Source organism: uncultured Gemella sp. (assembly GCF_963537375.1).
In the GTDB taxonomy this organism is placed as follows: Bacteria; Bacillota; Bacilli; order Staphylococcales; family Gemellaceae; genus Gemella.
Genome location: NZ_CAUTDQ010000035.1, coordinates 1 through 19,886 on the forward strand (window position 1 = coordinate 1; position 19,886 = coordinate 19,886).

The window sequence follows — 19,886 nt, forward strand, 5'->3', positions numbered from 1 at the left end:
ATATAGCATAGCTTTCTCCTAATTTTCTAAATCAACCGAATTTGACAAAGAACCTAAAAAATCGAGGAATTTGAAAGTAAAATTTTATCAATCTTACTTTCAATAATTTCCTCGATTTATATTTTATTATTCTTCTTCGTAGATTTCTTCTTTGGCTGCTAATGTAACAGTTGCTACTTTTTGATCATCAACAAGATTAATTACTTTAACACCAGTCGCTGTTCTTCCAAGTGTGCTAATTGTTGAAACATCTATTCTAATAATAATTCCTTGGTCAGTCATAATCATTAAATCTTCGTTTCCTGCGATTGATTTAACCGCTACAATCTTACCTGTTTTCTTAGTAACTTTAGCTACTTTAACACCTTTTCCTCCACGGTTAATTACATTAAATTCCGTAGATTTAGAAATTTTACCAATACCATTTTCTGTTACTGTTAAAATTTTCTTAGATTCATCAACAACTTCCATACCTACCACATAGTCATCTGGAGAAAGTGTGATACCTTTAACACCACGACTTACACGTCCCATTGTACGCACTTTTTCAGCATTAATTCTAATTGCTTGTCCATTTGCTGTAACAATCATAATATCTTGATCATCAGTGATTCTTTGAACATCAATTAGTGAGTCATCTTCATCAAGTTTAAGAGCAATCTTACCTTTCTTAAGGATACTTGCATAATCTCCTAATTTAGATTTCTTAATGATACCATATTTAGTTGAGAAGATTAAGCTTGTTCCTTCTTCTTGAAGATCAGAAATTGCTATAATAGAGTTTACTTTCTCTTCTTTTTCAATTTCTAATAAGTTAATGATAGGTATTCCTTTAGATTGTCTACTCATTTGGTTGATTTCATAACCTTTAAGAGTATAAACTTTACCTTTATCTGTAAAGAATAGAATATGATCGTGAGTTGAACAACTTAGCATATAAGCTACATTATCCTCATCGTTTGTAGTCATACCATTTACTCCACGTCCACCACGACCTTGAGATTTATAAGTACTTGCAGCAAGACGTTTAATGTATTGGTTATGAGATAGAGTAATTATAATTTGTTCTTTTTCGATTAAATCTTCATTTTCGATTTGATCCACTTGTCCTTCAATTATTACACTACGACGTTTGTCTCCGAATTTTTCTTTAACTTCTAATAACTCGTCTTTAACTATTTGAATTACACGTTCCGGTTTAGCTAGGATGTCTTCTAAGTCAGCGATAAGTTCCATAAGTTTGCTGTGTTCTTCTTCAATCTTATCACGTTCTAAACCTGTAAGTCTTTGAAGACGCATGTCTAGGATAGCTTGTGCTTGAATCTCAGTTAAACCGAATTGATCTATTAATCCAGCTTTTGCTTCTTCAGCAGTTTGAGACCCACGAATTAAGCTAATAATTCTATCGATATTATCTAAAGCAATTCGTAAACCTTCTAATATATGAGCTCGTGCTTGAGCTTTTTTAAGATCGAATTTAGTTCTTCTAACTACAACCTCTTTTTGGTGCTCTAAATAGTAGTAAAGTACTTCTTTAAGATTTAATAACTTAGGTACTCCATTTACAAGGGCAATCATGTTAACACCGAATGAACTTTGTAATGGTGTTAATTTGTATAAATTGTTTAAAATTACGTTACTATTAACATCTCGGCGTAATTCAATTACAATTCTAATACCTTTTAAGTTACTTTCATCACGAAGGTCTGTAACACCTTCAATTTTCTTATCACGAGCTAGTTCAGCAATTTTCTCAACTAATTTCGCTTTATTTACTTGATAAGGAATTTCTGTAATAACAATTCTTTCCTTACCATTTTTCATTTGCTCAATTTCAGTTTTACCACGCATAATTACAGAACCACGTCCTGTTGTATATGCTTTAACTATCCCACTACGTCCTAATAAGAATGATCCTGTTGGGAAGTCAGGTCCTTTAATTTTAGACATTAATTCAGCAATTGTTATTTCAGAGTTATCAGCTAATGCGATTACCCCATCGATAACCTCACCTAAGTTATGAGGTGGAATATTAGTCGCCATACCTACGGCAATACCGCTACTTCCGTTAACTAATAAGTTAGGTATTCTTGCTGGTAATACTTTTGGTTCTTGTTTAGTACCATCATAGTTATCTTGCATATCAACTGTATCTTTGTTAATATCACGAAGTAACTCAGAAGCAATTTTACTCATTCTTGCTTCTGTATAACGCATCGCAGCAGCTCCATCTCCATCGATAGAACCAAAGTTCCCTTGTCCATCTACTAAAGGATATCTACTGTTGAAATCTTGCGCTAAACGTACAATTGTACCGTATGTTGCAGAGTCACCGTGTGGGTGATACTTCGCCATTACTTCCCCTACAACGAAGGCACTTTTTTTGTAAGGTTTATCATATGTTAACCCTAAGTCATTAAAAGCATAAAGTATTCTTCTATGAACTGGTTTTAACCCGTCACGTACATCTGGTAAGGCACGTGATACAATAACACTCATTGAATAATCTAAGAATGAATTTTCAATTTCAGTCGTTATGTTTCTTAAGGTAATATTATTTTTATTATCTTCCATGTTCTATCCTTTCTTTCTAAATGTCTAAGTTTATAACATTTAGAGCATTATCTTCGATGAATTTACGTCTTGGTTCTACTTTTTCACCCATTAACGTATCAAATGCCGCATCCGCTCTTTGAGCATCATCAATACTTACTTGATACATTAAACGATGTTCTGGATCCATTGTAGTATCCCATAGTTCTTCTGCATTCATCTCTCCAAGACCTTTGTATCGTTGAACAGTGTACTTTTTATCTCCAGCATGTTCTTCAATATTTTGTTTAAGCTCTTCTTCTGTATGACAATAGAATTCTTTTTTACCTACTTTTAGACCGTATAGAGGTGGTCTAGCGATATATACATACCCTGCATCGATAAGTTCTCTCATATATCTAAAGAAGAATGTTAATAATAATGTTCTAATGTGACTTCCATCGACATCGGCATCGGTCATGATAACAATTTTATGATAACGAAGTTTATCAATATTTAATGTTTCCCCAATTCCCATACCAATAGCTGTAATTAATGAACGTACTTCATCATTAGCTAATACTTTATCTATTCTTACTTTCTCTACGTTCAGAATTTTACCTTTTAACGGTAAAATAGCTTGGAATTTACTATTACGTCCAAGTTTTGCACTTCCTCCCGCAGAGTCCCCTTCGACTAGGAATAGTTCACATTCAGCTGCATCTTTACTAGAACAATCAGCAAGTTTTCCTGGTAGATTCGTAAACTCTAATGCATTTTTACGTCGTGTCGATTCACGAGCTTTTTTAGCTGCAATTCTAGCACGTGATGCCTGAAGCCCTTTTTCTACAATTATTTTTGCTATTTTTGGATTTTCTAATAAGAATCTATCTAACTCCTCTGAGAACAATTTATTAGTAATAGTGCTCATTTCTGAGTTTCCTAATTTTGTTTTTGTTTGTCCTTCGAACTGTGGATTTGGGTGTTTAATTGAGATAATCGCAACAAGTCCTTCACGAACGTCATCACCTGTTAACGACTCTTTGTCTTTTATGAGTTTATTTTTCTTACCATATGAGTTGATGATTCTCGTAAGTGCTGTTTTAAATCCACTTTCGTGAGTTCCACCTTCGTGTGTATTAATGTTATTAGCATAACTTAATACATTATTAGAATATCCTGTGTTATATTGCATTGAGATTTCAACTTCTTTTCCATCCATCTCACCATGCACATAAATTGCTTCGTGTAAAGCATCTTTATTTTCATTTAACATTTCTACATATTCTAATAATCCACCTTCATAGTAGAAAGTCTCTTCTTTTTCTTGTCCTTCTCTTTCATCTTTAAGTATAATTGTTATACCTTTATTTAAGAAAGCAAGTTCTCTAATACGTGTTCTTAAAATATCGTATTCATATACTGTTGTTTCTTGGAAAATTTCTGGATCTGCTTTAAAACGAATAGTCGTTCCAGTTCTATCAGTATTTCCTACCACTGTGATTCCTTGAACTACATCTCCTCGTTCAAACTTCATTGTATGAATTTTCCCATCACGATGAACTGAAGCTTCTAGATTCGTAGATAAAGCATTTACTACACTGGCACCTACCCCGTGAAGACCACCTGATACTTTATATCCGCCTCCACCGAATTTACCTCCGGCGTGAAGTACTGTAAGAATTACTTCAAGCGCTGGTTTTCCAGTTTGTTCTTGAATATCTACTGGAATACCACGTCCATTATCTTCTACTCTTATCCAATTTCCTTTTTCAATTGCAACTGTTATTGTGTCACAATATCCGGCTAAGGCTTCATCTATAGAGTTATCTACAATTTCCCAAACAAGGTGGTGTAGACCTTTACTAGATGTAGAACCGATATACATACCTGGTCTTACCCTAACGGCTTCAAGTCCTTCAAGAACCTGAATCTGATCGGCATTATATTCTTGTATTTGTTTTTTTTCTACCATGATTTTTCCTTTCATTTTAGTAAATTTATAAAATAAATTTTCTAGATTAATTCACTAATATTTCCATTTTCTATTTTGAAAACTTTAGCTTTTTTTAATAAATCTTCTTTAATATCTGATATCGAAGGTGTTGTAATGAATGTTTGTACATTTTCATTAATTGCATCTAATAATTTTAGTTGTCTATTTTTATCTAATTCACTTAGTACATCATCTAAAAGTAAAACTGGATAAGTACCTGTTTTCGATTTTAGATAATTTATCTCAGCTAATTTAAGTGATAATACGATGCTTCGTTGTTGTCCTTGTGATGCATACATTTTTGCATCAAGATCATTTATATAGAATTCAAGGTCATCTTGATGCGGTCCTATTTTAGTACTACCGCGCATTATATCATCAAAGGATTTTTTCATCATAACTTTAGTTAAATTCTCTTCAGTAAATCCTTCATCCGTTACATCAACTATATTTAAGGATTCTAGAACTGAACTTTTGTATCTGATTTTTAGTGATTCTTGACCATTAGATATATTCATCATATTTTTATAGGTCAATTCTGAAATATCTTGAACAAACGATACTCTTTCTTTTGTTATATATATAGCCACTTTAGCTAATTGAGAAGTAAGCGTCTCTAAATACGCAAGAGATATCTCATCCTTTGGATTTTTCCTCATATCTTTTAAATAAGAATTTCTCTGTTTTAATAAATGTTGGTACATTAAATAATACTTATGATAAATACGTGAGAACTGATAAAATTCTCTGTTTATAAACTCTCTCCTAAGTGACGGAGATCCTTTTACTAATTGTAAATCTTCTGGAGAAAATAATACTATATTAAGCTCTCCTACAAAATCTGTTAGTTTAGTTTTCTTTACTCCTGCAATTTTAGCACTTTTCCCTTTATTACTTATACCTAACATAATATCGAGATTCTTGTCATTTTTATTAACTACACATGACATCGCAGTAGCAGTTTCGCCAAACATTATGCATTCACTATCACTTTTTGTTCGGTAACTACGTCCAAGCGCTAAACAAAAAATAGATTCTATAATATTAGTTTTTCCATTCGCATTGTTTCCTACTAAAACATTAAGCGAGGGATGTACATCTATATTCATTGATAAATAATTTCGAAAGTACAGTAATTTTAAACTCTTAATTCTCATTAATAATTATGAATTCATTTCCTTCTAATTTAATAATATCGTTTGAATATAACTTTTTCCCTCGTCTATTTTCTAGTTCTCCGTTTAACTCAACTTCTACATCTTGTAAAAAGTACTTAGCCTCTCCTCCAGAACCTATGAAACCTTCTAACTTTAAAAATTGTGCTAACGTGATGTATTCACTATTAATAAAAACTTCTTTCATTTTACACCTCCTAAGTATTTAAAAATGAAACTCTATGTATATAAATATATTTTATATACTTTAATTATACCAAATTTCTACGTTTTTTTCAACAATACTCCATTTATTTTATTATTATGTAATTCAAAAATAACTATATATATCAACTATTTTAAAAGATTACTTACGATTGCAGTTCACATAAAAAACACCGTTATAATTAATAAATTTAAAATACATATTTTGGAAAGTTATTATAAAAAAAATAGTATTTTAATACAAAAATTTATTTTTCTTAATGAATATATTGAAATCGTTTTTCTTTCATATTTATTACCTATATTGTATAATAAAAGTGAAAAGTATATTAAATTTCTGAAATAAAGGAGGGGTATTTTATGTACAGCATAGAGAAATTGGAAAAAATACTAAATGAAAAAGTGTACTCTATCGAAGAAACAAGCTATGGAGTTACTAATAATAATTATATTGTTACTACTGATAAAAATAAATACTTCTATAGAACATCGAAAGATTCAACAAAAATAGTTAATAAAGATAATGAGAAAGAAGCTCTTAAGCTACTATCAAATGAACCGTACTTTCTAAAACCAGTTTATATTAATAATGATAATTTAATTACAGTGTTCCAAACAAATCCTAAAACTTTTATTTCACAAAGAAGTTTATCAAATATTGTAAGAATAGGAAAACTTTTAAAAGAGTTTCATTCAAAAAAATTTCAAGCTGAAAATACCTTTAATCCTATAGATCAATTTAATAGTTACTATAATCAAATCGATGAATTGCCTTATGGATTAGATGATTATATGTATATAATAGATGAATTTAGAATACTATACAAAGCTGATAGATTATGTCATAACGATTTAGTAGAAGGTAATTTCCTATTCTCTAAAGATGCTTTATACTTAATCGATTTTGAATATGCTGGATATAATGATTACTACTTTGATATTGCAAGTTTCATCTCTGAAAATGATTTAAGCTATGAAGAAACAATAACGTTCTTAAAATCATATTTTACTGATGAAGAATGTAATTATGATAAATTAAAAGTCTTTTTAAATTTTTGTGATTTACTTTGGTATACTTGGGCTATACTGTTATATGAAAAAAGAAATGAAGAAATATATAATGAAATAGCTAAAGATAAGCTTAATAGATTAAAGAATCCAAGAAAAATAGTCTATTAATTAATAAATATGACAAAAACTCAAGATAAGATTTGAATTCCTATCTTAAGTATATAAAAAAAGGTTACTTACAAAATTATGTAAGTAACCTTTTAATTAATTTTTATTATTTAGCTAAAGCTGCTTTAGCTTGTTCACAAATACTTGCGAATCCAGCTGCGTCGTGGATAGCGATTTCTGATAACATTTTTCTGTTAATATCGATTCCAGCAACTTTAAGTCCGTTCATTAGACGGCTGTAAGATAATCCGTTTAATCTTGCAGCTGCGTTAATACGAACAATCCATAATCTTCTGAAGTTACGTTTTGTTTGACGACGGTCTCTGAAAGCATACATTCCTGATTTCATTACTTGTTGCTTAGCAACTTTGAATAATGTATGTTTTGAACCAAAATATCCTTTAGCTAGTTTTAAAACTTTTTTACGGCGACGACGAGTCACAGTTCCACCTTTAACACGTGGCATATCTAATTCCTCCTTATGTATAACTTAAATAAGTATTTACGCTATAATTAATCTTCTTTAATATTATTTAACTAATAAAGTTCTAATACGTTTGTAATCACCACGAGATACTAATGAAGCTTTACGTAAGTGACGTTTTTGTTTAGTAGTTTTTCTTGAAAACCAGTGAGAAGTATAAGCACGGCTACGTTTTAATTTACCGCTAGCTGTTTTTTTCACACGTTTTGCTAAACCACGGTGAGATTTCATTTTTGGCATTATCAAATTCCTCCTATATTAAACCTTTATTTCTCTTTTTTTGGTGCTAGAACTAAGAACATACTGCGACCTTCCATTTTAGGTTTTTGTTCGACAGTAGCTATATCGCTAGCTTCGTTAGAAAAGTTTTCTAAAACTTTCTGTCCAATTTCTTTGTGGGTGATTGCTCTCCCTTTAAAACGAATAGAAACTTTAACTTTGTCTTCTTTTGCTAAGAATTTACGTGCATTTTTCAACTTAGTTTCAAAATCGTGCTTTTCAATTGTTGGAGATAATCTTATCTCTTTTGTTGTTACGATTTTTTGTTTCTTACGTGCTTCTTTTTCTTTCTTCTGTTGTTCAAATTTAAACTTACCGTAGTTCATAATTTTCGCAACTGGTGTTTTAGCATTTGGAGCTACTAGAACAACATCTAGGTTCATACGCTCTGCAATTTGCATAGCTTCTGCCTTAGTTTTAACTCCTAATTGTTCTCCATTTTGGCTAATTAAAAGAAACTCTTTCGCTTTAATACCTTCATTTACTTGTGCAGTATCTTTACTAATGATCAGCACCTCCTATTTATAAATTCATTAAATACTAAAAGCATTAAAAAAAACTGAGTGCAAAACACCCAGCATAAAATTCTACATTTCATCTACATTAACCTGTACAATCAAAATTGGCAGGTGAGAAACGGGTGCTTCTACTTTTGTATTCAACATTATTTATTTTACATATTTTTTCTAGATTTGTCAATAGGAATATAATATTTTTTTTATATTCCTATTAACTTTTATCTATTCTTTATTAAATAGAACCTAATTCTTCGTGTAATTCTTCTTCAATTGGTCTACTTAATTCATTATTAACTTCAGTTGCTAATGATTTTTCTGCTTTAATATCAACATCATTGTATCTTGGCATTCCTGTTCCTGCTGGAATTAGCTTACCAATAATAACGTTCTCTTTAAGTCCCATAAGTTTATCAACTTTTCCTTTAACAGCTGCGTCTGTAAGAACACGAGTTGTTTCTTGGAATGAGGCTGCAGATAAGAAACTTTCTGTTTCTAATGAAGCTTTAGTGATACCTAGGATAACAGGTTTAGCTGTTGCCATGTTACCTCTTGCTTCAAGAATTTTTTTGTTTTCATCTGTAAATTTGTGAATATCAACTAATGAACCTGGAAGTAATTCAGTATCTCCAGCATTGATTACACGTACTTTTCTTAACATTTGACGTACCATAACCTCAACGTGTTTATCACTGATTTCTACCCCTTGCATACGGTAAACTTTCTGTACCTCAGTTAATAGGTAACTTTGTACTGCTTCTAAACCTGCAATTGAAAGTAATTCTTTTGGTTCAATAGAACCTTCAGTTAAAGCTTGACCACGTTTAACTTTGTCATCTTCTTTAACTAACATACGGCTTGCACCATAGTCTTGATATTCTCTTTCTTCACCGATTTCACTTAATACGTAAATTCTACGTACGTGGTTATTATCGATTTCTACTTTTGTAACTGTTCCATCAACTTCTGAGATTAATGCCTTACCTTTAGGATTACGTGCTTCAAATAACTCTTGAATACGAGGTAAACCTTGTGTGATATCGGCACCGGCAACCCCACCTGTGTGGAACGTACGCATTGTAAGCTGTGTACCAGGTTCTCCGATAGATTGAGCGGCAATTGTACCAACTGCTTCCCCAACTTCTACTTTTTCACCTGTTGCTAAGTTTTTACCGTAACATTTCTCACAAACACCGTGACGTGAGTTACATGTAAATGCTGATCTAATAACAACACTTTCGATTCCAGCAGCTTCAATTTCTTTAGCTGTATCTAATGTAATTAATTGACCATCTTCAACTATAACTTTTCCAGTCTCTGGGTGAACAACAGTTTCTTTACTGTATCTACCTTCAAGACGTTCTTGTAAGCTTTCGATTTCATCTGTTCCATTTTTAAGTGCTGCAACTCTTAATCCACGAGATGTACCACAATCGTTTTCACGAACGATAACATCTTGTGCAACGTCTACAAGACGACGAGTTAGGTAACCTGAATCGGCTGTTTTAAGGGCTGTATCGGCAAGACCTTTACGCGCACCGTGAGAAGAGATGAAGAACTCTAATACTGTTAATCCTTCTTTAAATGATGAACGTACAGGCATTTCCATAATACGTCCTGATGGAGAAGCCATCAGACCACGCATTCCGGCTAACTGAGTAAAGTTTGACGCGTTACCACGGGCTCCAGAGTCACTCATCATGTAAATTGGGTTAGTAGCTGGAAGAGAGTCCATAAGTTGATCTTGGATAATATCTTTTGCTTTTGCCCATTGAGCAATAACGTTTTGATATCTTTCTTCTTCTGTTAATAGACCACGTCTATATAATGTTGTAATCTTATCAACATTAGCTTGTGAGTCTGCTAAGATTTCATACTTGTTAGGTAGGACGAATACGTCACTTACCCCTACTGTAATACCAGCTCTTGAAGAGTATTTGAATCCTAAGTCTTTCATTCTGTCTAACATCATAGATGTTTCTGTGATGTGGAATCTATTGAAGATTTCAGAGATGATTTTTGATAAGAATCCTTTTTTGAATGGTGTTGCTGGTTCTTGTTCAGCAATATAAGCTTTTAATCCACCTTCTGTTAAGTCAGATGGTGCTACGAAATATTTATCAGGAGTCGCTGTTTCTAAGTTTTCCTTAGTAGGTTCATTTAAGAATGGGAATCCTTCTGGTAATATATCGTTGAAAATTACTTTACCAATTGTAGTAACAAGTAATTTTTTGTTTTGTTCTTCTGTAAACGTTGGATTTTCAAAAGATTTAGCTGCAATACCTACACGAGTGTGAAGGTGAATATATCCATTTTGGTATGCAATTCTTGCTTCATCAGCATCTTTGAAAATCATACCTTCCCCTACTGCCCCAGGTCTTTCTAGTGTTAGGTAGTAGTTACCTAATACCATGTCCTGAGATGGTGTAACTACTGGTTTACCATCTTTAGGGTTAAGGATGTTTTGAGCAGCTAACATCAGCATACGTGCTTCTGCTTGAGCCTCTTTTGATAAAGGAACGTGTACGGCCATTTGGTCACCATCGAAGTCGGCGTTAAACGCTGTTGTAACAAGAGGGTGAAGACGAATAGCACGTCCTTCAACTAAGATTGGTTCGAATGCTTGGATACCAAGTCTGTGAAGAGTCGGGGCACGGTTAAGTAATACTGGGTGCTCACGAATAATATCTTCTAAGATATCCCAAACATGATCTTCCATTCTTTCGATTTGGTTTTTAGCATTTTTAATGTTATTAGCTAATTCACGTTTAACTAATTCACGCATAACAAATGGTTTGAATAATTCAAGAGCCATTTCTTTAGGTAATCCACATTGGTACATTTTTAGGTTTGGACCAACTACGATTACTGAACGTCCAGAATAGTCAACACGTTTACCTAATAAGTTTTGACGGAAACGACCGTGTTTACCTTTTAACATATTAGATAATGATTTTAATGTTCTGTTACCAGGACCTGTTACTGGACGACCGCGACGTCCGTTATCGATTAATGCATCAACTGCTTCTTGTAACATACGTTTTTCGTTTTGTACGATTAGCCCTGGTGCTTTAAGTTCGATAAGTTTTTTCAGACGGTTGTTACGGTTAATTACACGTCTGTATAAATCATTTAAGTCACTTGTTGCAAAACGTCCACCGTCTAATTGAACCATTGGTCTTAATTCTGGTGGAATAACTGGTAATACAGTCATAATCATCCATTCTGGTTTATTTCCAGAGTGTTTAAACGCTTCGAATACTTCAACACGTTTGATAATTTTTACAACTTTTTGCCCTGATTTATAGTTACTTTCACTTAATTCTTTAAGTTCATTTTTAAGGTCTTTAAGTTCTTTTTCAATATCTAACTCAGCTAAAAGGTCACGAATAGCTTCAGCTCCCATTTTAGCTACGAAAGAGTTTGCTCCAAATGTGCTACGTGCTTCACGTACTTCACGTTCAGAAACGATTTGTTTTTTCATGAAGTCAGTTTCACCTGGATCGATAACAATGTAAGAAGCAAAGTAAATTACTTCTTCTAATTGTCTTGGACTAAGGTCAAGTAGAAGACCCATTCTACTTGGAATACCTTTGAAATACCAAATGTGGCTGACTGGGGCTGCTAATTCTAAGTGCCCCATTCTTTCACGACGAACTTTAGCTAAAGTTACGTCAACTCCACATTTATCACATTTTATGTTTTTATATCTTACTCGTTTGTACTTTCCACAAGCACATTCCCAGTCTTTAGTTGGACCAAAGATTCTTTCACAGAATAGTCCATCATTTTCTGGTTTTAAAGTTCTATAGTTAATAGTTTCAGGTTTTTTAACCTCTCCATAAGACCAACTTCTGATTTTTTCAGGAGAAGCTAAACTAATTTTCATATATGCAAAATTATTTACGTCTATCAAGGAGCATACCTCCTTTATTTTTTTGTATAAATGCCTTGAATAGTTCTTTGTGATTGATTGTCAAATTTTTATTATTCTTCATCTGTATCGTCTTCTACATCTTCATACTCATCTGTATCTGACATTAAAAGACTTGCTAAAGCTTGATATCCTGAAGTTTCTTCTTCAGCTTCTTCTTCTACATCTTCATATTCATCTGTATCAGATAGAAGTAAGTTTGCTAAACTTTGATATCCTTCTTCAGTACTTTGTTCAGAAGCTTCTTTCGTTTCTTTAGCTTCTTCTGAATTTTCTTCGTTGTGATCATGGTTATGTGATTCGTGGAAGTCAATTGTATCTCCTAAATCGATATCACCCATATCTACTTCGTTATCTTCATTATCCATTACTCTAAAGTCCATACCTAAAGCTTGAAGTTCTTTCATAAGCACTCGGAATGATTCAGGTACACCTGGACGTGGAATGTTTTCACCTTTAACGATAGCTTCGTAAGTTTTAACACGACCATTAGTATCATCTGATTTGTATGTCAAGATTTCTTGAAGAGTATATGCAGCACCATAAGCTTCAAGTGCCCATACCTCCATCTCACCAAATCTTTGTCCACCGAACTGAGCTTTACCTCCAAGTGGTTGTTGAGTTACTAATGAGTATGGTCCAATTGAACGTGCGTGAAGTTTATCATCAACCATGTGTGCAAGTTTAATCATATACATTACCCCTACAGATACACGGCTATCGAATGGTTCACCTGTACGTCCATCATAAAGAACTGTTTTAGCATCTTTAGCCATTCCAGCCTCAGCAACTGTAGACCAAACATCTTCATCAGTAGCTCCATCGAATACTGGTGTAGCAACGTGGATTCCTAATTGTTTAGCAGCCATACCTAAGTGTAGCTCTAATACTTGTCCGATGTTCATACGAGATGGAACCCCAAGTGGGTTTAACATTACGTCAACTGGTGTACCGTCTGGTAGGTAAGGCATATCTTCTTCTGGTAAGATATTTGAGATAACCCCTTTGTTACCGTGACGACCGGCCATTTTATCCCCTACGCGGATTTTACGTTTTTGTACGATGAATACACGTACAAGTTCATTTACACCGTTAGGTAATTCTGCACCATCTTCACGTTTAAAGATTTTAACATCAGCAACTACTCCATCTGCACCGTGAGGTACACGTAATGAAGTATCACGTACTTCTTTAGATTTAGCTCCAAAGATAGCATATAATAATTTTTCTTCTGGTGTTTGTTCAGTTAATCCTTTCGGTGTAACTTTACCTACTAAGATATCTCCATCTTTAACTTCAGCCCCGATTCTGATAATTCCTCGTGCATCTAAGTTTCTAAGTGCATTTTCACCTACGTTAGGAATTTCACGAGTAATTTCTTCAGGCCCTAGTTTAGTATCACGAGCATCAGTTTCATATTCTTCTACGTGAATAGAAGTATAAACATCATCTTTTACAAGACGTTCACTCATGATAACAGCATCCTCATAGTTATAACCATCCCAGTTTACGAATGCTACTACAAGGTTTTTACCTAAAGCTAATTCCCCTTTGTCCATTGATGGACCATCAGCAAGGATGTCTTTAGGTTCTACTCTATCTCCAACTTTAACGATTGGTTTTTGGTTGTAAGCTGTAGAGTGGTTAGAACGTACGAATTTGTGAATTACGTATGTATCTAAATCACCTTTAATCTCTTTACCTTCTAGAGTTTCAATACGACGTACTTTAATTTTCGCTCCATCTACGTATTCAACGATACCAGGATATTTAGCAATAACAGCTGCTCCTGAGTCACGTGCTGCAAGGTGCTCCATACCTGTACCAACGAATGGTGCTTCTGTAATCATTAGAGGTACTGCTTGACGTTGCATGTTCGCTCCCATAAGTGCACGGTTAGAGTCGTCATTCTCTAAGAACGGAATACATGCAGTGGCAGCAGATACTACTTGCTTAGGTGATACGTCCATGAAGTTCATCATTTCACGAGGTTTAACTGTGTTATCCCCTCTAAAACGACATACTACTTCTTCATCAACGAAGTAACCTTTTTCATCAACATTTGCAGTTGATTGTGCTACTACGTATTTATCTTCTTGATCAGCAGTTAAATATTGTACATTTTCAGTTACGTATGGACGTCCTTCTGCATCAAACTCAACTTTTCTGTATGGAGTCATAATGAATCCAAACTCATTTATACGTGCAAATGATGAAAGTGAGTTAATAAGACCGATGTTTGGTCCCTCTGGTGTTTCAATCGGACACATACGACCATAGTGTGAATAGTGAACGTCACGAACTTCCATCCCTGCACGTTCTCTTGTTAAACCACCAGGTCCAAGTGCAGATAAACGACGTTTGTGAGTAAGCTCACTTAGTGGGTTTACTTGGTCCATGAATTGTGAAAGTTGTGAACTTCCGAAGAACTCTTTAATAATTGCTGTAACTGGTCTTACGTTAATAAGTTGTTGTGGCGTGATTTCATTAGTATCTTGGATACTCATACGTTCACGTACAACACGCTCCATACGAGAAATACCTACACGAATTTGGTTTTGTAATAATTCACCAATACAACGTAGACGACGGTTACCAAGGTGATCAATATCATCTACACGACCGATTAATTCAAATTCAAATCCATCGTTATTTCTACGGTTTCTAATTAATAATAGGTAGTAGTTAATACTTGCTACGATATCAGCAATTGTTAATGTAAGAACATCTTTATTAGGTGCTCCATTACCAATTACGTGTAATACTTGATCATCAGTTAATTCATCGATATCGAAGTCATTACCTACTTTAACTTGATTTACAACTTTGAATAATTGTAATTTAAGGCTATCACTTCCATCAAGACTTTCATTCATATCGAATTCAACTACGTTAGCTGTAGTTCCTAATTCTTCATAAATTCCATCAATGATTTCTCGTGTTAACTTAGTACCTTTTTCTACTAAGATTTCTCCTGTTTCTGTATCAACGATTGGCTCAACTAAAATTTGATTTTCTAGGCGTTCACCAACGTGAAGTTTGTTATTTAATTTGTAACGTCCTACTTTAGCTAGGTCATATCTTCTTGGATCGAAGAATCTTCCGTGTAAAGTAGCTTTAGCAGTTTCTACGTTAGCTGGTTCACCAGGACGTAATTTATCATAAATTACTTTTAACGCAGTTCCTGTGTCTAAGTTTTCATCTTTTTCTAATGTATTTAATAGTTCTGCATCTTCACCGAATAATTTAATAATTGATTCATCAGATTCAAAACCTAACGCTCTAATAAGCGTTGTTAAAGGAATTTTTCTAGTTCTATCGATACGAGCGTAAACTAATCCTTTAATATCTTTTTCAAATTCCAACCAAGCTCCTCTGTTAGGAATAACAGTTGTTTTATAGGCATTTGGAATATTTTTAACTTTAAGTTTGTCATCTTCTGTAAAATATACAGAAGGCGAACGTACTAATTGAGATACAATTACACGCTCTGCACCATTGATAATAAACGTTCCAGTTTCAGTCATCAACGGTAATTCACCCATAAATACTTCTTGTTCTTTAATTTCGTCACGTTCTTTATTGATTAAACGTACGCGCACTCTTAAAGGTGCTGAATATGTAGCATCTCGTTCTTTAGATTCATCTACATCATACTTAGGTGTTCCTAATTTATAGTCGATAAATTCTAAACTTAATTTATCATTATTACCTTCAATTGGTGATACATCTTTAAAAACATCTTTTAGACCAGTTTCTAAAAATTTATCATAAGATAACGTTTGAATTTCAATTAAGTCCGGTAAATCAATTACCTCTGATATTCTAGCATAGCTACGTCTTTGTCTGTGCTTACCAAATTTAACTTTTTGCAACTGTGTCACCTCTCAGCTTTTCTCTTAAAAACTAAAAAGAAAATATATACATTTTCTCTTACTTACTTATATAATTTAGGCAATTCTATCTAAAAGAAAATAGAATTACTTGCAATATATCATTTTATCATAGTCATAGCAAGTTGTCAATTATTTTACGGCTTTCAGTATATAATAGCCTTTATTTTTAGTAACTATTTCTACCATAGAAAAAGTCTCTTCTAATAATTTTTTACAACTAGCCATTCCTTGTTTTTTTTGTATAACCACCCAAAGCTCCCCTTGAGCATTTAGATGTTCATAACTATCTGTCATTATTTTATGTACGATTTTTTTCCCAGCTCTTATCGGTGGGTTTGTTAATACTATATCAAAGTTTCCTTCGACATTATCAAAGGAACTACTTTCTAGTACTTCTACTTCATTATTTATGTTATTAAGTTCAATATTTTTTTTAGATAGTTCTAAAACTCTATTATTTACATCTACCATAGTAAACTTAAACGTCGGATATTTTTTTGCTAAAAATATAGATATGACTCCATAACCACATCCAATATCAGCAACTTTAGCATCTTTCTTTTCTGTACTAAAACTTTCTAACATTGTTTTAGTTCCAAAATCAACACTTTCTTTTGAAAATACCCCGTTATCTGTATAGAACTTCAAATTCTCATTTGCTATTGTTGAGTTGATAATTTTTTCACGACTTTCTGTCGTCGGATTATTTGTATAATAATGTTCCATAATAAAGACACCTCTTAAAATGAAAGAAAATAGTATATCCCACAGTTAGACACTTGAGATATACTATTTTTGTTATTATCATCGTATCAAATATTCTCAAATAGAATATTATTGTTTATTTACATCTATCTTTTTATCTACTTAGATTAGAAATTATTTAACTTCTACAGTTGCTCCAACTTCTTCTAATTTAGCTTTGATTTCTTCAGCTTCTTCTTTAGAAACTCCTTCTTTAAGTGTTGCTGGTGCACCATCAACTTTTTCTTTAGCTTCTTTTAGTCCGTCTCCAGTGATTTCACGAACAACTTTGATTACTTTAATTTTTGAGTCTCCAGCGTTAGCTAAAACTACGTCAAATTCAGTTTTTTCTTCAGCAGCTCCAGCAGCAGCTCCACCAACTACAGCTACAGGTGCAGCAGCAGTTACTCCGAATTCTTCTTCAATTGCTTTTACTAAGTCGTTTAATTCTAAAACTGACATTTCTTTGATAGCGTCTAAAATTTGTTCTTTAGTCATTATAAATTTCCTCCGATTTTTAAATTATATATTTTTAATATTGTTATTTATTAAGCTTCTTGTTCAGCTTTTTGGTCTGCAACAGCTTTAACAGCTAAAGCAGTATTGCGCATTGGCGCTGTTAATACAGATAGTAACATTGAAAGTAATCCTTCGCGACTTGGTAATGTAGCGATAGCTTTAATTTCAGCTTGATCTGCAACTTTTCCTTCTATAACACCAGCTTTTAGTTCTAAGTTTTCGTGTTCTTTAGCGAAATCGTTTAAAACTCTAGCAGGAGCTACAGCATCGTCTGTTGAGAAAGCAAAAGCATTTGGTCCAGTTAGAACTTCGTCTAATCCTTCAATTCCTGCTTGCTCCATCGCACGACGAACTAATGAGTTTTTATAAACTTTAAAAGTTAAACCTTCGTTACGCATGTTGTTACGTAATTCTGTTACTTCCGCAACGTTTAATCCACGATAGTCAGCGATAACAACTGAAGAACTTGCTTTAATTTCTTCTGCGATTTGATTTACTAACTCTTGTTTTCTCTCAATAGCTTTTGACATTGAACTTCCTCCTAAGTAGATTTATCAATTTCAGTACCATTAAAAAAACCTTCTTGCATGCGAGAACATACAAAAAGGCACATAAGTTTCTTTTCGAATTTTGTCCTCGGTAGGTTAATTAAGGATTTCTCCCCCTACTGTCTACGGTACATTTTCAACTGACTTAGTTATTTTAATATATATAATTTTATTTGTCAATAGTTTTTTAAAATTTTTTTTAGAAAACTATTTTTAGAATTTTTTAATGTTCTTATTTATTTAATCTATCACTGCAGTACTTTTCTATTGCTTTTGATGTATACTCTGCTACACCTTCACCAAACTTATCTATATTATTTTTAAACTCTGGATTATGAACATATCCTTTTCCTATATAAGAGAAAACTTCTATACTACAATCAAAAGCATATTCATTCATATTATTATATAAATCTTCTACCTTAGATTGTACTTCTTTCTCTGCTACATCTACATTTTCATCTTTGAATTTCGCCATTGAACGAAATACTTCATTGAATTCCTCGGTTACTATTTCTTCTCTTCCACTTTGACGCTTTTTAGATTCTTCAATTGTATCTTTACCATATTTTTCTACTGCTTGATTTTCATACTTATTTAGATCCTCTTTTTTAAATCCATTAAATTTTTCTTCTATTGTCATTGTTTGTTCTCCTTTATAATTTCTAATCGTTTTTTCTATATTATGTAAAATCACTTCAAACTTTTCTTTTTCTCTTAAAATTAATTCACGTTGTTGTTCAAGTATTTTTAAATTATCAAAATCACCTTCCAATAATTCTCTTATATCATTTAACTTAAACTTAAGAAATCTATAAAATAATATTTTTTGTAATTTCTCTAAATTTTCCTCAGTATAATCTCTATAACCGTTATCTAACTTTTGAGGAATTAGTAAACCAATTTCATCATAATATTGTAATGTTCTTGCACTTACTCCAGTAAGCTTCACAACTTCATTTATCCTCATGATCATTCCTCTATAATTTATAATATTTCACTAGTGATATTCTTATTATATACTATGACGTTACGTGAGAGTCAATAATTTATAATAAAAAAATCGCTAGGAATTTTCCTAACGATTCTATATAAATATTATTCGAATACTTTTTTAAGATCAATCGCTTTGTTTAATGCTTCAGTAATAACAATACCAATAACCATAACGATTACTTGTGATAAAAGAAGTGATCCGTAGATAGCTGTAAATGCACCAAACTCGAATGGTACTCTAGCTGAATTATCACCACTAAAAATAGTAATTTCATATGCAATAATTGGCATACAAATAACTAGGTATAAAATAATATTAATGATGTGTCTAGCAATTCTATTTTTTACAAATTTAAAAACAAAAATACTGATTGCTAAAGCCAATCCTGTTCCTAAAGTTCCAAAGAACACATCTACTATACCAAGTGGACTAAAAATATTAGCAATTGCCACTCCTAAAGTAATTGGGAACCAATATTTTTTACTAAACACTACTAATTGTGAAAGTGATTCACTTATACGAAATTGGATTGCACCGTATGAAAATGGCGCGATAGCTAATGTTAAGACAACATAAATAGCTGCGATTAACGCTTGAATAGTTAAAACTTTAACTGTATTATTTCTCATTATATCTCCTTATCTTGTTCAAGAGAAAATAAAAAGTACTGATTTGAGAAACCAGTACTTCAGGTTTTTTTTATAGATGGATCTCTCAAACATCTTTTATTATAATAAAGTCAGAAGACAAATAACCTTACCTATGTAAAATTAAATATCAACGTCATATATACTAACATACATTATAGTCATTAGTCAACCAAAATATAAAGAATTCTAAAAAAATAACTTATAGCAAAAAAAAGTATAAAAATATCTTGCATT

At 32.6% G+C, this 19,886-nt stretch carries 15 protein-coding genes and 2 other annotated features; of the genes, 1 reads left to right on the plus strand and 14 read right to left on the minus strand.

Annotated features, from left to right (window positions below; translation table 11 throughout):
- Nucleotides 1-126: 126 nt before the first annotated feature.
- From gyrA to yaaA, 4 genes are read right to left on the minus strand one after another with little or no spacing between them, the layout of a single operon-like run.
- The gene (gene gyrA, locus RYK99_RS07140; protein ID WP_314991354.1) at nt 127-2,574 is read right to left on the minus strand and encodes a DNA gyrase subunit A; all 2,448 of its coding nucleotides are present in this window, start codon (nt 2,572-2,574) and stop codon (nt 127-129) included.
- A gap of 16 nt (nt 2,575-2,590) precedes the next feature.
- Nucleotides 2,591-4,507: a DNA topoisomerase (ATP-hydrolyzing) subunit B gene (gyrB, locus tag RYK99_RS07145; protein WP_314991356.1), complete on the minus strand. Its 1,917-nt coding sequence runs from the start codon at nt 4,505-4,507 to the stop codon at nt 2,591-2,593.
- A 41-nt stretch (nt 4,508-4,548) separates the two neighbouring features.
- Complete coding sequence (recF, locus tag RYK99_RS07150; RefSeq protein ID WP_314991358.1) at nt 4,549-5,637, minus strand: DNA replication/repair protein RecF; 1,089 nt, start codon at nt 5,635-5,637, stop codon at nt 4,549-4,551.
- A 37-nt stretch (nt 5,638-5,674) separates the two neighbouring features.
- Entirely contained in the window at nt 5,675-5,890 is a 216-nt protein-coding gene (gene yaaA / locus RYK99_RS07155; RefSeq protein WP_003146324.1) for a S4 domain-containing protein YaaA, read from the minus strand.
- Between the two features lie 377 nt (nt 5,891-6,267).
- Between yaaA and RYK99_RS07160 the strand changes: the two genes are divergently transcribed.
- On the plus strand, nt 6,268-7,086 hold the full coding sequence (locus RYK99_RS07160; protein ID WP_314991360.1) for a choline kinase family protein: 819 nt from the start codon (nt 6,268-6,270) through the stop codon (nt 7,084-7,086).
- A gap of 106 nt (nt 7,087-7,192) precedes the next feature.
- On the opposite strand, the gene rplT is transcribed toward RYK99_RS07160, so the two are convergent.
- From rplT to RYK99_RS07210, 10 genes are all read right to left on the minus strand, one after another.
- A complete protein-coding gene (gene rplT / locus RYK99_RS07165) occupies nt 7,193-7,552 on the minus strand; it encodes a 50S ribosomal protein L20 (protein WP_003146326.1) in 360 nt (119 codons plus the stop codon).
- Nucleotides 7,553-7,615: 63 nt separating this feature from the next.
- Nucleotides 7,616-7,810 (minus strand): 50S ribosomal protein L35, encoded by a 195-nt coding sequence (gene rpmI / locus RYK99_RS07170; RefSeq protein WP_003145690.1) that lies wholly within the window; start codon nt 7,808-7,810, stop codon nt 7,616-7,618.
- Nucleotides 7,811-7,836: 26 nt separating this feature from the next.
- Nucleotides 7,837-8,364, minus strand: coding sequence for a translation initiation factor IF-3 (gene infC, locus RYK99_RS07175; RefSeq protein ID WP_003145601.1), 528 nt, complete (start codon nt 8,362-8,364; stop codon nt 7,837-7,839).
- Between the two features lie 29 nt (nt 8,365-8,393).
- Nucleotides 8,394-8,507 (minus strand) — a sequence feature (ribosomal protein L20 leader region).
- A gap of 92 nt (nt 8,508-8,599) precedes the next feature.
- Nucleotides 8,600-12,280: a DNA-directed RNA polymerase subunit beta' gene (rpoC, locus tag RYK99_RS07180; RefSeq protein ID WP_314991364.1), complete on the minus strand. Its 3,681-nt coding sequence runs from the start codon at nt 12,278-12,280 to the stop codon at nt 8,600-8,602.
- A 71-nt stretch (nt 12,281-12,351) separates the two neighbouring features.
- Complete coding sequence (gene rpoB / locus RYK99_RS07185; RefSeq protein WP_314991366.1) at nt 12,352-16,173, minus strand: DNA-directed RNA polymerase subunit beta; 3,822 nt, start codon at nt 16,171-16,173, stop codon at nt 12,352-12,354.
- Nucleotides 16,174-16,323: 150 nt separating this feature from the next.
- Entirely contained in the window at nt 16,324-16,920 is a 597-nt protein-coding gene (locus RYK99_RS07190; protein WP_314991368.1) for a class I SAM-dependent methyltransferase, read from the minus strand.
- A gap of 153 nt (nt 16,921-17,073) precedes the next feature.
- On the minus strand, nt 17,074-17,436 hold the full coding sequence (rplL, locus tag RYK99_RS07195) for a 50S ribosomal protein L7/L12 (protein WP_003146330.1): 363 nt from the start codon (nt 17,434-17,436) through the stop codon (nt 17,074-17,076).
- A 50-nt stretch (nt 17,437-17,486) separates the two neighbouring features.
- The gene (gene rplJ / locus RYK99_RS07200) at nt 17,487-17,987 is read right to left on the minus strand and encodes a 50S ribosomal protein L10 (protein ID WP_003146331.1); all 501 of its coding nucleotides are present in this window, start codon (nt 17,985-17,987) and stop codon (nt 17,487-17,489) included.
- 32 nt (nt 17,988-18,019) lie between these two features.
- Nucleotides 18,020-18,152, minus strand: a sequence feature (ribosomal protein L10 leader region).
- Nucleotides 18,153-18,237: 85 nt separating this feature from the next.
- Nucleotides 18,238-18,975 (minus strand): MerR family transcriptional regulator, encoded by a 738-nt coding sequence (locus tag RYK99_RS07205; protein ID WP_314991370.1) that lies wholly within the window; start codon nt 18,973-18,975, stop codon nt 18,238-18,240.
- Nucleotides 18,976-19,103: 128 nt separating this feature from the next.
- Nucleotides 19,104-19,631 carry a QueT transporter family protein gene (locus tag RYK99_RS07210; protein ID WP_003146333.1) on the minus strand — a complete coding sequence of 176 codons (528 nt, stop codon included), beginning with the start codon at nt 19,629-19,631 and terminating at the stop codon, nt 19,104-19,106.
- Nucleotides 19,632-19,886: the final 255 nt, after the last annotated feature.